12 protein-coding genes are annotated in these 15,687 nt (G+C 50.1%); 10 read left to right on the top strand and 2 right to left on the bottom strand.

What is annotated here, in order from left to right; translation table 11 throughout:
* The first annotated feature begins 10 nt into the window (after window positions 1-10).
* From HRU10_07090 to HRU10_07045, 10 genes are all read left to right on the top strand, one after another.
* Window positions 11-2,305 carry a hypothetical protein gene (locus HRU10_07090; GenBank protein ID NRA26996.1) on the top strand — a complete coding sequence of 765 codons (2,295 nt, stop codon included), beginning with the start codon at window positions 11-13 and terminating at the stop codon, window positions 2,303-2,305.
* 110 nt (window positions 2,306-2,415) lie between these two features.
* Window positions 2,416-3,312 carry a 4-hydroxy-tetrahydrodipicolinate synthase gene (locus HRU10_07085; protein NRA26995.1) on the top strand — a complete coding sequence of 299 codons (897 nt, stop codon included), beginning with the start codon at window positions 2,416-2,418 and terminating at the stop codon, window positions 3,310-3,312.
* 32 nt (window positions 3,313-3,344) lie between these two features.
* Entirely contained in the window at window positions 3,345-4,073 is a 729-nt protein-coding gene (locus tag HRU10_07080; protein ID NRA26994.1) for a 4-hydroxy-tetrahydrodipicolinate reductase, read from the top strand.
* Between the two features lie 28 nt (window positions 4,074-4,101).
* Window positions 4,102-4,716, top strand: a complete 615-nt coding sequence (gene ruvA, locus HRU10_07075) for a Holliday junction branch migration protein RuvA (GenBank protein NRA26993.1) — start codon at window positions 4,102-4,104, stop codon at window positions 4,714-4,716.
* Window positions 4,717-4,755: 39 nt separating this feature from the next.
* Complete coding sequence (locus HRU10_07070; GenBank protein NRA26992.1) at window positions 4,756-6,924, top strand: adenylate/guanylate cyclase domain-containing protein; 2,169 nt, start codon at window positions 4,756-4,758, stop codon at window positions 6,922-6,924.
* A gap of 23 nt (window positions 6,925-6,947) precedes the next feature.
* Window positions 6,948-8,162, top strand: coding sequence for a FecR domain-containing protein (locus tag HRU10_07065; protein ID NRA26991.1), 1,215 nt, complete (start codon window positions 6,948-6,950; stop codon window positions 8,160-8,162).
* Between the two features lie 61 nt (window positions 8,163-8,223).
* Entirely contained in the window at window positions 8,224-9,555 is a 1,332-nt protein-coding gene (locus HRU10_07060) for a hypothetical protein (GenBank protein ID NRA26990.1), read from the top strand.
* A gap of 31 nt (window positions 9,556-9,586) precedes the next feature.
* The gene (locus tag HRU10_07055; protein NRA26989.1) at window positions 9,587-10,579 is read left to right on the top strand and encodes a hypothetical protein; all 993 of its coding nucleotides are present in this window, start codon (window positions 9,587-9,589) and stop codon (window positions 10,577-10,579) included.
* A gap of 12 nt (window positions 10,580-10,591) precedes the next feature.
* Entirely contained in the window at window positions 10,592-12,730 is a 2,139-nt protein-coding gene (locus tag HRU10_07050; protein NRA26988.1) for a cadherin repeat domain-containing protein, read from the top strand.
* Between the two features lie 29 nt (window positions 12,731-12,759).
* A complete protein-coding gene (locus HRU10_07045) occupies window positions 12,760-13,986 on the top strand; it encodes a cadherin repeat domain-containing protein (protein NRA26987.1) in 1,227 nt (408 codons plus the stop codon).
* 35 nt (window positions 13,987-14,021) lie between these two features.
* Here the strand turns inward: HRU10_07045 and HRU10_07040 are convergent, their stop codons facing one another.
* Together HRU10_07040 and HRU10_07035 are read right to left on the bottom strand one after the other, a co-directional pair.
* Window positions 14,022-14,897: an amino acid ABC transporter permease gene (locus tag HRU10_07040; GenBank protein NRA26986.1), complete on the bottom strand. Its 876-nt coding sequence runs from the start codon at window positions 14,895-14,897 to the stop codon at window positions 14,022-14,024.
* The gene (locus HRU10_07035) at window positions 14,887-15,681 is read right to left on the bottom strand and encodes a transporter substrate-binding domain-containing protein (protein NRA26985.1); all 795 of its coding nucleotides are present in this window, start codon (window positions 15,679-15,681) and stop codon (window positions 14,887-14,889) included. The genes HRU10_07040 and HRU10_07035 overlap by 11 nt, the downstream gene beginning before the upstream one ends.
* Between the last annotated feature and the right edge of the window lie 6 nt (window positions 15,682-15,687).

Raw genomic sequence — 15,687 nt, 5'->3', positions numbered from 1 at the left:
GACAAGGCGTATGATGATGGGCGGAAAATGGTGGGTCGTTTCCCTTATTGGGCTGATCGCATTCCTTGCAGGGGGCTTTAAAGTCCTCCCGAATGTAGCGACCAATGTATTGGACTTGCTGCCTCAAGAGGACGAGGCCCCCGAACTTCAATTCCTCGGCTTGCTCTCAAACAAGAAAACGCTGAATGGCATGGAGACAATCATCCGCGCCAAACCGGATGTAACAGCGGACCCAGAGGAGCAATTAGACATCGCAAAACGATTTGTAGCCGAAATTCGAAAGAACCCATCGATTCGCTCTGCCTATCGCATTGACGATTTGAGGGCATATGAAGGGTTGGGCGGGACACTCTTTGATGAACGTTTGAGCTTATTGTTCCCGGCATGGCTTCATCAACAACGTGATGCTTGGCAACGCGCGGGTAGCTCCACGAATTTCGATGCCTATTTGGCAGACCGAGCGGTCGAACGTCTGGACAGTTTTTTGGATCGAATCGATGCGATGGCATTTGAAGAAATGCTTCCCGAAGATCCCCTACTCCTTGTTCCTGACCTCATCGAGACCATGCAAAACAACGGGCGCAACCCGTCGAGTGATGCCTCGTTGCTCTGGGTCGAATCGGTGGCGTCGCCACTCGCGGCGGAGGGACAAACTCCAGTTTTGAGCGGAATAGAGGAAGCCTTTGCAACTGCGACTCAGGGTAATGATTCCTACGAAATCTTGTTTTCGGGCGTTGCGAAATTCGCGGAAGCAAACCGAACGGGCATCTATTCGGAAATTTCCAAACTCAATATTTTGGGAGTCCTTGGTGTTGTCATAGTGGCGTTCATATTTATGCGCCCAAAGCGGTCCGTAATTGCGGTTGTTCCGCTCATATTCATCGCTTTGGCCTGTGGCCTGTGGGTGTCTATTTCCGTTTTTGACCAGGTTCATGCAATCACTCTGGTGATCGCTTCCATCCTCTCGGGAGTTGTCGTCGATTACGGATTCCACCTCGTTCTCTCAAGCAAAGGAGAACGGGGCGTCGTCATCAAACCGCTTGTTTTGAGCGCGCTATCGACGGCAGTGGGTTTCGCAGTTCTATCGGCGGCCCCCTTGCCCCTCTTGCGCCAGATGGGGGTCTTTGTATGTGCGGGCGTTCTCGGAGCGATCTTTGCAGGGATTTTTCTTTTTAAAGATAATAAAACCCATGGAAATAGACCGACTTGGGCTAAAGATGACTGGGACATCAGCAGCAAGGTGTGTCGCGGCATCGTGGCTGTGGCTATCTCAATCGGGGTCTGCTTGTTGATCTATCACCCCATCCGTTTCCATGACGACATCCAGACATTCAATCTTCAAACCGAAGCGATTAAAGCGGAAAGCCTAGAGACGCGAGAAGCTTTTGGGAGAAAGCTGGATACCAACCTCATATTTGCCTTTGGAGATCGTGGCATTGATGCCATCGACACGGCCCGGCGGGCATTGGATAACAACAACGTCTCCGAGTATGCATCGTGGGCCGCTGGACTTACCTCAACACCGGACCTCGAGGCTGTTGAAACCTGGTTGTCTGAGCAAAATTTTATAGAAGCACTCAAGACGAGTTTAGGGGCCAAAGAGTTTTTTCCCGACCTGTTTGTCCCGTTTTTCGAAAAATTTGAAGCTTATGCCGCTTTAACCCCTGAGGCGCGCCTGGCTCAAATCGATCAAGCTTATCGGGCACTTTCCGATTCAATGCTGCCGCATTTACGCATGCTCTTTCAAACAGGAGACGACTTCGCTTGGATCGCTCAACCGATGCCTCCAGAATTCAGCATTGGCGAGACGGATGAAACCCTATTCGAGCTCAACCAAGTTCAGAACCTGAACCAGGTCCTCGCGCAATACCGGGATTGGGTGCTGCGCATGAGTCTCTATTCGTTCATTGGAATCGCAGTGACTATTGTCATTGTAACCGGGTGGCACGAAAGCTACCGGGTTTTTTCCATCTGCTTGATCAGTCTTTTTCTAAGCATAGCGACTCAAATGGTAGTTTTTGGCCATCTCCCGATTCTCAGCCTCATTGGCCTGCTGCTCGGTTTTTGTCTCTGTCTGGACTACGCACTTTTTTCTCAGCATGCCGCCCATCATTGTAGCCGCTTCCCCTTCTCGATTGTCGTGTCGGGTCTGACTACGGCCGTATCCTTCGGCGTGTTGAGCTTATCCTCTGTTCCAGCAGTCGCTTCCTTGGGCCATTCGGTGCTCATTACGGTCCTAATTGCTCTCGCGTTGGTCTTCATCAGCTTTCATGACCGTAGATCCATCATGGGCTCCACGGTTTAGGTTATGATCCCTGAAATTTATTCGACATTTCGGATGTCTAAAAATTTCTCCAAACAAAAGCCTTGGATCGTTAGAGAAAATCCTCTGACTCGACTTTTTGCATAAAATTTATGGCGGAGAATATCGATTTTTCGGGCGTTCACACAGCCCTGGCTACACCATTTGATAAGGACGGTGAAGTTTCGTATGGCTGCCTGGAGCGCTTGGTGAACTTTCAGATCAGCGAGGGCATCAATGGGATTGTTCCAGTCGGCACCACAGGCGAAACCCCCACGCTTTCAACCGGAGAACATCTCAGTGTCGTAAAGCGAACGGTTGAGATCGCAGATGGGCGCATCCCCATCATCGCGGGAGCCGGCTCGAACTCTACCCGAGAAGCAGTAAATCTCACAAAAGAAGCTGCCGCTGCCGGAGCTGACGCTATTTTGCAGGTCACTCCCTACTACAACAAACCCAACCAAGAGGGCCTCTTTCTTCATTTCTCTGCAATTGCGGAGGCCACTAACAAGCCAATCGTGCTCTACTCTATTCCGAGCCGCTGCATGATTCAGCTCGATCCAGATACGGTAGCGAGACTTTACGAAAAGTATCCACATGTATGCGTGATCAAGGAGAGCAGTGGAAAGCCAGAACGCGTGGAAGCATTGAGGGCTGCCTGTGGCGACGCATTTACTATTTTGTCAGGAGATGATTCGATGACTCTTCAATTCATCGAACGCAGTGCGAGTGGCGTCATCAGCGTAGCATCCAATGCGTTGATTCGCCCGCTACTCCAGCTTGTTAAGCTTACCGAGCAAGGTGAGCGTGCGGCGTCCATGGAGCTGGATAAAAAACTTCAGCACTTCTTTGAAGCCTTATTCTTAGATCCCAACCCAGTGCCGATTAAACACGTCTTGGTTTGGAAACAATTGATCGAAAGCCCGAGAGCACGCCTACCGCTGACAAAGATTACAGACAGCACCCTGCGCGAACTCGAGGCCGCCTGGGAAGAAGTGAAGGATCTTTAGTCCCTCCCCTTTTAAACTATACCATACTACCTATGATCAAAGTCATGATAAACGGATCCCGTGGACGCATGGGCCAAGCCATTGCCGCATGCGCGGTTGAGTCCGGCGTGCATATTTCCTCTCAGGTCGACGCAGGCGACGATGCCGATCAATTCATCGAGATTGTCGACGTGGCCATCGATTTCTCACACCACCTCGCCACCCTTCCCTTGGTGCGCACAGCCGTTGCTCACAAAAAGCCAATTGTCATCGGCACAACGGGGCATTCTCAGGCTGATCGCGATGCGATCGCCGAGCTCAGCAACGAAATCCCCATGGTCTGGGCCGGAAATTTCTCAATCGGCGTGAATCTTCTCTTTCACCTAACGAGCATCACAGCGAAGATCCTCGAGAACGGCTACGATGCTGAAGTGCTAGAGATGCACCACCGCTTGAAGAAGGATGCGCCCAGCGGCACAGCGGAGCGCCTTCTAGAAGTAATTGAGGAAGCCAAAGGACTCAATCCCGATGTCCGCACGCATGGCCGTGCGGGTATTACCGGTGAACGCACCGATAACGAAATTGGCGTTCATGCCGTTCGTGGTGGCGACATTGTGGGCGAGCACACGGTGTTCTTTGCGGGAGAAGGCGAGCGCATCGAGCTGACACATCGGGCTTCTGATCGCCGTATTTTCGCCCAAGGGGCTCTCCATGCTGCAAAGTGGGTCGCGGGTAAACCAGCCGGACTCTACAATATGGAAGATGTTCTGGGCCTACGCTAAGTCTTTGTTTCCCATTAGATAATTAGCTGTGATTGCTTTGATCTCTGGAAAGCTGCTTGAGGCGACGCCCCTTGAGGCAATCGTCCTCGCAGGGGGGATCGGCTACCGCGTCCACATCCCCGTCACCACGGCAGAGAAACTCCCTCCCGCGGGTAAGGAGGTAACGCTATTTATCCAAGCCGTCTACCGAGAAGATTCCCAGGCCCTGTATGGGTTTGCGGTGCGCTCTGATCGAGACTTGTTCGCGCTCATTGTTGAAAAGGTATCGGGAATTGGGCCGCGCATAGCCATCAACATGATGAGCCGAATGTCTTCCCAGACACTGGTTCAAGCAATTACAACCGGAGACGTCGCTCTGATCTCGAAATGCCCAGGCATTGGGAAAAAGACTGCCGAACGCTTGGTGATCGAACTTAAAGACAAGCTCGGTGGCAGCATAGCCAGTGGCACGAGTTCACAAGAGACGATCGCTTCACCGATTGATGGTTCTGTGCAGCAAAATGCATTTGCAGATGCCGTTGCCGCCCTTATCGCTCTCGGGTATAAGGCTCCAGACGCCGACAAAGCCATCCGGAAAGCTTCCCAAAAACTTGGAGCGGACTCGGCAACGGAAGCCTTAATTCGCGCCGCGCTCAACGGTTAGCCACCTTAGTAGGGCGAACAGCATGACGATAGATCTCTCGTGAAACGCTCGGCCGCTGATAAAGAGACTATCTTCGACTTTTTGAAGAAGCATCGGCCCGTTATTTTTCTGGTCTTCATCCTATTACTCGCAGGCATCATGAGCCTACCACAGGTCCAGCGCTTTGCCTTCTTCAAAGATCTGGAGGACGCCACGCTCTCCTTGCGTTTGCGGATGCGCGGAATCCAGGAGCCATCTCATGATGAGGTTCCTATCGTTATCGTCGCGCTTGATGACACCTCACTTTACACTCAACTCAACGAGGCTGATTTAGCCGCCAATCCTGACGCCATCTGGACTCAAGAACCTTGGCCTTGGAATCGATCCATCCATGCAGCGCTCATGAGAAAGCTCTTCGCAGCAGGGGCACGCGTCGTGGCGTTTGACTTTGTATTTCCAACCCCCAACGACGGAGACCTGGCATTCTACGATACGCTCGACGCGTTTCAGGAGCGAGTCGTCATCGGTTTCGACTACTCTCCCTATGAAAACGAGCTCGGCGAGACGCGGATCGATGAGCGGCTTCCCTATGATGATCTCTTACCTCTCGAAGGTTCGATTGAAACCATTGGCTTTGTCAATGTAGCCCGTGATCCAGACGGGACGCTGCGCCGTGCAAAACTGAGCACCAACATATACGCAGAGAATCAACTTTTCGCTGATAATATCGAACAACATGCGCGCATCGCCGCACTTGCTCAGCGCAGCGAACGGGAGCTTTCATTCAGCGCGCGCATCGCGTCGAAAGTAGATCCGACGACCGTCGACGACCTACCAGACTTCTTCGACATGCCCATGATTAATTTCGGCGGACCGGCATCCTATTTTCCGAGTATCAGCTACTTGGATGTGATCTTAGAGGACCGATTTACTCGGTTTCAGGACCTTGTGGATGGAGCAATTGTCATCGTTGGACCCTACTCCGATCTTTTCAAGGATGTCATAGCCACACCGTTTGGTGACATGTTTGGTGTAGAAACACATGCCCATGTAGTCCGATCCATACTCACAGATAGCTTTGTCATGGAGCCGCCCACCGGAACCGAGACTGGGCTCAACCTCCTGTGCGCTCTCCCAGTCTTGGCTATCGGCCTGGGAATCCGTTCCGCCTACCTCAAAGTGGCGTTAGCGGGTGGCTTGGCTTTGTTGTTCGTAGCGGGTGTGCAAATCGCCTTTGAATCCTCCTATCTGATTAATCCAGTCGTGCCCTGTTTGATCACAATCCTATTGGGAAGCGGCACACTGACGGCGTACGACTTTGTATTGGAGCAATTTGATCGGAATCGCCTCAAGGGTTATCTGAGCCGATACGTGTCGCCCGAGGTGGCCAATATTCTGGCAAGTAACCGAGACGAATTTAAGGCTCTCTTACAAGGAACAAGCCGCCCGATGACGATCTTGTTTTCAGATATCCGCGGATTCACCACCTTAAGTGAGCGCTACTCTCCAAAGGGTTTGGTGGAGCACTTGAATGATTATTTTGAGGGAATGGTCTCAGAAATCCTTAAAACACGGGGTTCTCTCAACAAATACATCGGAGACGCGATTCTTGCTGTCTGGGGCGATATCTATTCGGAAGGAGACAAGGCAGACTGTTTGCGCGCCGTTACCTGTGCCATGAGCATGAAAGAAGTCATGGCCGAACTGAACAAAAGCTGGGAGGGGCAAGAGGGCCGCCTTCCGATGGCGATTGGAATCGGAATCAGCCAGGGCGAAGGCTTCATCGGAAACATGGGCCATCAGAGCCGGATGGAGGTCGCGGTCATGGGTGATGTCGTCAACTTGGGATCGCGGCTCGAAGGCGCAACAAAGCAGTACCAAACAGATATCCTCGTGAGTGAGTCTGTTTATGATCTGTGCAAAGACACATTCCGTTTCCAAGAACTCGATGTCATCCAGGTAAAAGGAAAAACAGAGGGCATTCGAGTGTTTGCACCGATTAACAGACTCGATGAGAGGGAACCTGAATGGTTTGTCGAATGGGGTTTAGCCCTCAATTCCTACCGGGATAGAAGATTTCCTCAGGCGGCAGTGCTTTTCGACAAACTCTCCAAGACCCATCCAAAAATCGCGGGCGCTGCAAATCTGTATGTGGAACGAGCCCGTGAACTAGATCATAATCCTCCGCCTGAAAACTGGGACTTTGTGTTCGTTATGGAGACGAAATAATTCTAACAAATTCAACATCAATCATGAGTTGTCGCCTGCGTATCCCTCTATCAGCTTGGCCCACCCTCACATCTTTGCTCTTCGGAGCTGTTTTATCTACCTACGCACAGAGTGATCTGCTCCCGCTGCGCGAATCGGTAGTCGAGGAGGTCATTAATCAAGTATCTATCCTAACCGGGGAGAACCTCGAGGAAGTGCCTGCTGTGACCAATATGGTCTTTAAGGCACCGGACTTCCTGCAGACCGGACGCCGCTCTAGAGCTAGACTCAAGGCAGAGGACGGCACGATCACCCGTATCGGATCAAACTCTTTATTCTCGTTCGATGAAGCGAGTCGAACCATTAACTTAAAACGCGGTTCTATTCTTTTTCACTCACCCGAGGGACGCGGCGGTGGACGTGTGGTTACGGCATCTGCGACAGCATCGGTTCTAGGCACAACTATTATTGTAGCTGCTACTCAGGACGGTGGATTCAAACTACTCGTTCTAGAAGGACGTGCGCAGGTAGCCTTTCCCGACGGCACAATTCGTCAACTGACCGCGGGTCAGATGACTTTTGTCAGACCTGACTCCACGCCGTTCACCACCACAAATGCCTCTAATTCAGGAACAAATGACCCGAGCGATACGGGTGCGACTAGCGCCACAGACACCCCTGCTGGTGAACCGGGTCCTGTTCTCGAATTTGACCTCGATCGTATGACACAGGGCTCCAGATTGCTCAGCAGCTTTTCAGAAGATCTTCCGAGCATTGAACGTATCGACACCGCTACCCAGGAACAAATCGACCGTATCTCCGGCGGGGAACTGGAAGTAACAGACGCGCTCATCATCGGGGTGAACGATGATGAGGATCTCGTGGTTGCGATAGATAAGGATATAACTGAGACCGCGCGGGAGGTCCAAGACGAAGACGACACCAATGAATCCGAAGATGAAGATGACAGCTCCACTACTCCTCCCACCGAGCGAACACCTGAAGAATTGTTCAGCCAGGCCATCGAGTCGGAAGTAGATCTCAGCACTGGTTTTCCAGAAGACAATCTATTCGACCTTCCTGGGTTTACCCTAGATTCAGACGACTTTTCAACGATTGAGGAAGCTTTCCAGTTTTACGGATTCATCGCTGGGACAGTCACAATCCCCGAAGGCCGCCTCGACCTGAGTGACATCGCCCTAACGCAAGAAGGTGCTGATTTTTCAGAGATTAATCTGGGGGGGTGTAGAACGTCTTGAGATCCTAGGAGATGTCATCTTTTCAGGCCTTACCAACAATTCTATAGTCGGAATCCGATCCTTGGGAACCCTTTCTATAGCCAATGGTGCAACGATCGGAATCGATAGCGAAAATAGCGTCTTGTTTGAGATGTCAGGCTTCACGGTAGATCCCTTGACGGACACGACTATACTCAATGAGCGGGGTTCGGTTTTTCTCGGTTCAGATGGGGGTAGTCTTGAACTTAGAACCAGCACCATTTCCGCAACGGGTTCACTGCCTGAAGCATTTTCACCATTCCAACAAGATGGGAGAAACTTTTTGGAAATCGAAAGCGAGGAAAATCTGTGTTTCGCGGAGTCAACAATCCTCTCGTCAGGATCTATGTTCATCAGCTCGGAAGGCGAAATGCGTTCAGAACAAACTAGTTTCCAAGCAGAAACCACTTTCGTTGGTCAATTTTTTGAGGGTTACACGATCGAAGAGACCACTACCATTGAAGCCGAAGATCTATTTTTGCTCGGCGGAAGCGGCTCCGTTGTAGACTCTGAACTCACTGGGTCGAGCTCATTGGCATTTGAAACATCTGATCAAATTGATAGCCAATCGACTCCGAATATCGGGTTAATGATCGAAGATTCAGTTCTGAACGCTGGAACCTTTTCACTGTTCTCAAGCAGCACATTTAAAATGGAGACGAGTAACATTACTGCCGAAGGGCCTGCTCTATTCTCCGTCGATAGTGACCTGACGATTTCTGAATCATCTATCACCGCAGATTCACTCAGCATGAATATTCAGAGAAATGCTGATCTTGACGACGCATCCATAACTACGGCGGGTGCCGTAAACCTAGAGAATCGAGCTGGTATCACAGTTTCAGAAGGCTCTAGCATCGAAGCCTCTGACGTGTTGTTATCCGCGAGTGAAGGTTCCATCACTATAGATGACTCAAACCTTGCAGCTGATGAATTCATCGGCATCCGGGGATTCGAAATTGTCACCCTAGACACTGCGGATATCGAATCGAGCTACCTTGAGATCGACGGCGCGACCGTGGATATCGCTAGGAGTCGTTTCGACTCCGATGAGCTAAACATCTTTGCGGATGCTGATCTCTCTCTCGCACAGCTTGACCTGCGCGGACTGAGTGAGATCAGCATGGCAGCGCGAACTTTGATCTTGTCGGACATACAGTTCGCATCGACATCATCAATCCAGTTGGGATCTGAAAATGGGCAACTCGCCCCTGATCCGAACAGCGGAGCAAGTGCCCAAACGGGATACGTGAATTTCATCCAAAACGTCACTCTAGATAACCAGCCTGCTCAGGACTTCGTATCGACGGTCGATGGAGGAAATGCAAAACCCGATCAAGCAGTAATCGATATCTTTCAATCGACCAACGAGTAGGCCCTCTATGTTTTATATCTATCCCTGCACTATGCTCACACGTACTGCCATACTATCGATTTCCCTTCTCCTGGGCTCCACACAGTTCTTCGCTCAGGGCCTCTTAGATGCTGAAAATCTAGATCAAGCCTTTACAGATGCACAGCCCGGTCAGATCGACCAAATACCTATTTTGTTTGAAGATGAGCTGGAAGACATCGGTCCTCAATACCTTCTCACGCCTGGCCAGCCAGCGCACGATTGTTTTTATGCGCTTCTCGACGCGCAATTGCTGTATGTGTCGAATCCAACCTTAGCTGAGGACGCGATCGCCGAAGGAACAGACTTACTGGTATTCACAGCGCAAATAGAAACCAGGACCCGCTTTGAAGAATATTTTGGCGGAAAAGCTCTCGCCAGCCTAGGTATGCGCTATCAGGTTTTCCGCTATGGTAGCCTTTCTGATCCAGATGAGCTGATAGGAGGATCACCCGCTTCGGACAACGACTTCGAAGCCGCTACTTTCTACGGATATGTTAAGTGGATTAAGGACAAGTGGACAGTACGCTTCGGCTTGAACTGGACCCAGCTAGACAACGACACCAGCGATAGCGGTTTCTACAAAGAGCTGTCTCCGAATATTAGCGTTACTCGCTTTTTTTCTCTATCCAATGATACCGCTCTCCGCATCGGCTATACAGGAAGCTGGTTCATTTCAGAGAGTGAAAATTTCGACCTCCCCCGGGACGATTTTAATGACCGAATCACCAACCAACTCTTCGGATCTCTGAGGCATCAACTCTTTGAGAAGTTATCGATCAGTCCAGGGATTAGAATAAGTTACGCCTACTACATAGATGATCTCAACGGTGATCGGGAAGATATCAATCTAGGAGCAAATCTGTACCTGTCCTATGAGGTCTCTACCCACGCTTCGTTACGCTTCCAATCTTCACTTCAAAAGCGATATTCCTCGAACGATGTAATTGTTGATTACGACTCTTACGATTTTGGCTTCGGTGGAACGTTCTCTTATCAGTTTTAATCCCTGCCATCCATGTTTACTCACCTCAGCAAACTACCGCGCCATGTCTTGAGTCTTGCGATCGCATGCAGCATCCACATGACCGCTTTCGGCACGAATCTCTACACGCCTGTGATAGAGCCAATTGAAAACCAGGTTATCGGCTATGAAGAGAGCCTCTTCGTCAGCATCGACGCAACTGATAGCGATCCTGATGACATGCTCTACTATTCCTTGGACAGCGCGTCGATTGCCCTAGGTATGAGCATCGGCTCAGACGGTATCATCTCTTGGAACCCCACGATTTATGAACTCTACAACACCTACACGGTCACAGTTACGGTAGAAGACAGTGGGGATCCCCCTTTTTCTGCAAATGAGAGCTTCACTGTCGAGGTAATCGACTCGGGAAGCGAAGGAAGCTACGGTTACTACCCAGAGGTCTACGGGGAATATTATTTATACTATGATGAAAATGAAGGTGCCGTCCAACTGGACCCAAGCTTCGATTTTCGTGATGGCGACTTCGATATGAGCGGAGGTACCCTTTCAGTATACGCTGATTCCGGAACCAGTGAAGACAGTGTCTTTTCCCTTGTTCCGTCGGGCGCAATCAGCCTGGTTGGTAATGATGTGTTTTATGACAATGGTGAAGATGAAACTTTTAAGTTTGGTACGGTGAACAGCACATCCGTTACGGGGAGTGATCTATTGACCGTAACCTTTAACTCGAACGTGAGTGAAGAGGCGATTGATGAGCTTGGCTTGAAATTTAAATACGAAAACACCTCCGACAACCCACCGCCCTTGGTCAATGCGAGCATCGAAGCTGTCGACTCCGCGAGCAATCTGGGCAGTAATTTCATTCAGATCGAGATCACGCCAATTAATGACCCTCCAGCGATAGCTGAGATTTCAAATATACTCGCGAAACCAGGCGACTTCATAGAAATCATCCCCTCTGTAACCGATCCTGACAGCAAAGATGCCGACCTATCGTTCTCGTTTATGGTGTCGCCGTCTGATCCTGGTTTTTCATTTAATTCATCGACCGGGCAATTGAACTGGGTGCCGTCCACGATCGATGTTGGTGAATTTGATGTCTTGATCACCGTTGTGGACAATGCCGAATTAGGAGAGTCTTCACCCTCGGACTCTACGCCGTTCACCATAACAGTGAATGATGGTGTGTTGCTCCTTTCCACCGCTCCAGTAGTCACAACCGACACTTCCCTTCTCTTCACCGAGGACGGAGATGCAGTGAAAGTCTCACCATCCTTTGCCGTCGCAGATTCAGATTTTGATTTAGGTCTGGGTCAGCTCAAGGTTCAGATAACAAATAATCCATCCTCCGAAGACTCCTTATTCATCCAGGATACAAGCGATATTTCAATAAGTGGGAACAGTGTCTTTCACCAAACTCAGCAAATCGCGACCTTTTCGAAGAACCGTGTCAGCGAGGACGAGATGCTAGTGTTCAACTTCGAATCGATCGTCACAGATATCCAAATCAGTGACCTAGGAAGAGCAATCTTCTTCAACAGCACCGACGACACCCCGCCATCCTCCAAAGAGATCACGTTTTTCGTTTATGATGGTGCCGCCCTCGGATCTAGCAATTTCACCTCACTTTCAATTACCCCAGTTAATGACATCCCCAGCATCGTCGAGATTCCGGATTTAAACCTACCAAGAAACACCCCCATAGACTTCAACGTATCGGTATCTGACCCAGACGACTCCGAAGAAGACCTCTCTTTTTCAATTAGTGTTTCGCCCAGCAATCCAGGTATCATCATTGGATCCAATTCGGGACGCATTCAATTCACGCCAGATATTTCAAATGTGGGCCAAACTTATGCAATTACCGTAACGGTCACAGATGACGAAGATGGCGCCGATACGGAAACCTTCAATCTCACTGTGCAAGGCGAAATCACGATTGATCCCATCGCGGATCAAACAGTCTTGGAAGGAAATTCTCTCAGCATCAGAGCCAATGCCACCTCAGCCGGAACCGTCGTCTATACCATTGATAGCACATCGCTTGAGAACGGCTTTCAGATCAATACCGAGACGGGGGTGTCATCTCCTACGACTCTGCAAGCGGACAGGCACCGACACAGTATACGATCGAGGTCTCCGGGTTCGATTCGACCACCTCAAACCTGATCGCGCAGACATCATTCAAGGTCAATATCGTGGCGGCTCCGCAAAATGAAGAGCCCGTCGAAACTGAAGATCCGATTGAAACCGAGGACCCCAATACCCCGCCGATCATCTCTGATACCATACCAGCGCGCGTTCCTGAGCTTCAGACCACCGAGGCAGAGATTAAAATCGATGATGATTCGGATATTGTTTCAATTCGCTTCGAAGACTTGCCTGACTTTATCCAAGTTGGAAATTTGAGTGAGGTAACTGCAACGAGGACCTCTGAAAGCCTTGAGCTCGTTATCGAGCCAGCTGTTGAAGACATTGGGTCTCACACCTTCAAAGTGATCGCTGATGATGGTGTCAATATAGCCGAGAAGACATACACCCTTGTCGTCTTCGATACGCAAATCGCCCCGACCTCCTCCGGGTTTTCTGAAAGTCTTCTCAACGAAGGAGATAGGAGCCTATCCCTTAATCTCTTCGATATTTTCGAAGATAGAGATAACGGCTCTGAGAACCTCTCATATTCGATAATTCGCAATTCGAATCCTTTCATCTATCGCACGATAGCATTCGATTCCGATACTGGGATGCTTTCATTCACATTTGATCAGTCCATTCGAGGTATTCTGGACATGCAGATCCAGGCGAAAGACAGCGACAACCTAAGTGCGACCGTGGACATTTTCATTTCTCTGCGCGATTCGAACGTCCAGGCAACGCGCGTTGCGGCATCGGCTGAGGAAGTGACTCTTCGACCCGCGCAAATTCTCGCAAAAAGCGTTCCTGTATCTGTCGAAATCCTAGCTGGAGAAGCATCGTTTAGCTACACAAATTGGGAATCTGAGTCAGCCTCGCTTTATCTCAAACAAACGGCCGAAGATGAGCAACGCGCTCTGTTTAAAGTAACCTACAACGACTTGGAAACCGGTGAAAGTGTGGAAACACTCCTCCCGATCACAGTTACTCCGAGGGTCTTCGATGCAGACATCAAAATCGTCGATGGTTGGATGCTATCAGATCTATTTGGACTATATACGCGCTCAGGTGAATGGCTCTATTCAAAACCGCTTGGATGGCTATTCATCGACTCAGTCGTTGGAGAAAAGGTTTCGCTCTACTCACCGACACGCGGCTGGTTCTACACTGAGAAAAGCTTCGGCAATTACCTGTTTGATTGGTCAGACCAAAGTTGGAAATACATCTACGTCGATAACACCGCACATGCCTTTATCTACGACTTTAGCAGCGCGAGCTACTCAAAGTGGTAAAAAATATGGATCGCATCAAAGACGACGCTTCCAGCTCAAGCATTCGATTTTCTTGTTTGCGTGAGTAGTTTAAAAGCACGCTCTATCGCCACACATAGCACCCAATAAATCGCTGCTGTAATCAACCAGATCTCGAATACAAGCGAAGACGAATTAGCCATCTCTTGGGCAGCAAAGGTCAGTTCTTGCACACTGATTAAGGATACGATCGCAGTGTTTTTGACGATCGAGACTAGAATGTTTCCCAGCTGAGGCACAACGACCCTGAGCACTTGCGGGAACAAAACAAACCGAAGCTTCTGCCAAGCCGAAAGCCCCAGAGCTTCAGCGGCCTCCCCCTGCCCCTTGGGTACCGCCTGAAAACCACCCCGCACCACTTCCGCCACAAATGCGCCTTCCAAGACCGCAAGACTCAAGATTGCAGCGAGCATATTCTCGAGCAACGCAGGCTGAACCAAAAGAAACTGTAGTAGCTCGCGACCCTCCAACATTCCCTTGAGCCCCTCCAAGGGTAGAAGCAACAGGATCTGTGGAGTAATAAAGAAATAGAAAATAAAAATAAAAACGAGCGGTGGAATATTACGCATGCCATAAACATAGCTAGCGCTCATGAGACTAAAAAATGGGACTCGGCTCGTTCGCATCACCCCCACTAACGCCCCACCCAACAGCGCAAAGATCGCCGTTAGCAGACAAACTTTGACTGTATTGAGAATTGCAAAACCGAAGTAGGACCAGCCGAGAAACCGCTCATTAGGTGTTGAGATGAACTCCCATGCGCGTCCCCAATTCCAATCGTAATTGAATGTGCTGAGAGCCCGATGGACAAAAACAACAGCCACGAGAGCAAGCAGCGCCAAAAACGCCCAATCCAGCCGACGGGCCAGCGGAGACACCGACCTACTCTGCATGGGTTTGGTCCGCCCAATCCAGTGTGCCAAACCAGTAATGACGCCGTTCCTTCAACCAACCATCCGCTAACCGCTTTTCAATCCAAGTATTAAACACTGCTATGGTCTCAGGCTCTTTCTTGACAAAAGCCATGCCCTCACCCCCTTCAAACAACAGCGCGTCAAAAGGAAGATAGAGCGTATCGCTGTTTCTCACCGTTTGATGCTCCGGCTTGGGACTCGATGCCAGTGCCGCATGGGCACGACCATTCAAGACTTCCTGAAACGCTTGAGTGTCATCATCAAATTGTCTTAGCCGCGCTTTCGGAAAAAGTTCTTTCGCGGCCTCAGCAGCTGTCGTTCCTCGCCGTGCGGTCAAAGTGACGCGACGCGAGTTAAAATCATCCATTTCGAACCCTTTAGCCTTCTCAGTATGAGCAGCGATATTGACTCCGCCCAAAGCATACGGGTCCGAGAAATCCACTGTATTTTGACGTTCTGGAGTAATGGTCATACCTCCAATAATGACGTCAAATTTGCTCGCGAGCAGGGCCGGAATGATCCCATCCCAAGCCGTAGGCACGAACTCAATCTCCAGTCCATGATCCTCAGCAAACTGCTTGGCCACATCGATCTCAAATCCGATTAAGTTACCTGCCTTATCGCGCATGGCCCAGGGAACAAAGGTCGACATCCCTACGCGCAACGTCCCGCGATCTTGAACCTTTTCCCAGATAGTCTGAGAGAACACAAACGGAGCTGATGCCAAAGTGAACGTAAGCAAAAGAAGAATAAATCGTTTCATATCAAA

This window comes from Opitutales bacterium (assembly GCA_013215165.1).
Taxonomy (GTDB): Bacteria; Verrucomicrobiota; Verrucomicrobiia; order Opitutales; family JABSRG01; genus JABSRG01.
Note: the sequence above shows the minus strand (reverse complement) of the source record. Positions and strands in the feature narration are given on the sequence as shown.

Coding starts and splice junctions, on each gene's coding strand:
- HRU10_07065 (NRA26991.1), top strand. CDS start 6,948: ATGAGTTGTCGCCTGCGTATCCCTCTATCAGCTTGGCCCACCCTCACA.
- HRU10_07090 (NRA26996.1), top strand. CDS start 11: ATGATGATGGGCGGAAAATGGTGGGTCGTTTCCCTTATTGGGCTGATC.
- HRU10_07080 (NRA26994.1), top strand. CDS start 3,345: ATGATCAAAGTCATGATAAACGGATCCCGTGGACGCATGGGCCAAGCC.
- HRU10_07055 (NRA26989.1), top strand. CDS start 9,587: ATGCTCACACGTACTGCCATACTATCGATTTCCCTTCTCCTGGGCTCC.
- HRU10_07085 (NRA26995.1), top strand. CDS start 2,416: ATGGCGGAGAATATCGATTTTTCGGGCGTTCACACAGCCCTGGCTACA.
- HRU10_07035 (NRA26985.1), bottom strand. CDS start 15,681: ATGAAACGATTTATTCTTCTTTTGCTTACGTTCACTTTGGCATCAGCT.
- HRU10_07040 (NRA26986.1), bottom strand. CDS start 14,897: ATGCAGAGTAGGTCGGTGTCTCCGCTGGCCCGTCGGCTGGATTGGGCG.
- HRU10_07050 (NRA26988.1), top strand. CDS start 10,592: ATGTTTACTCACCTCAGCAAACTACCGCGCCATGTCTTGAGTCTTGCG.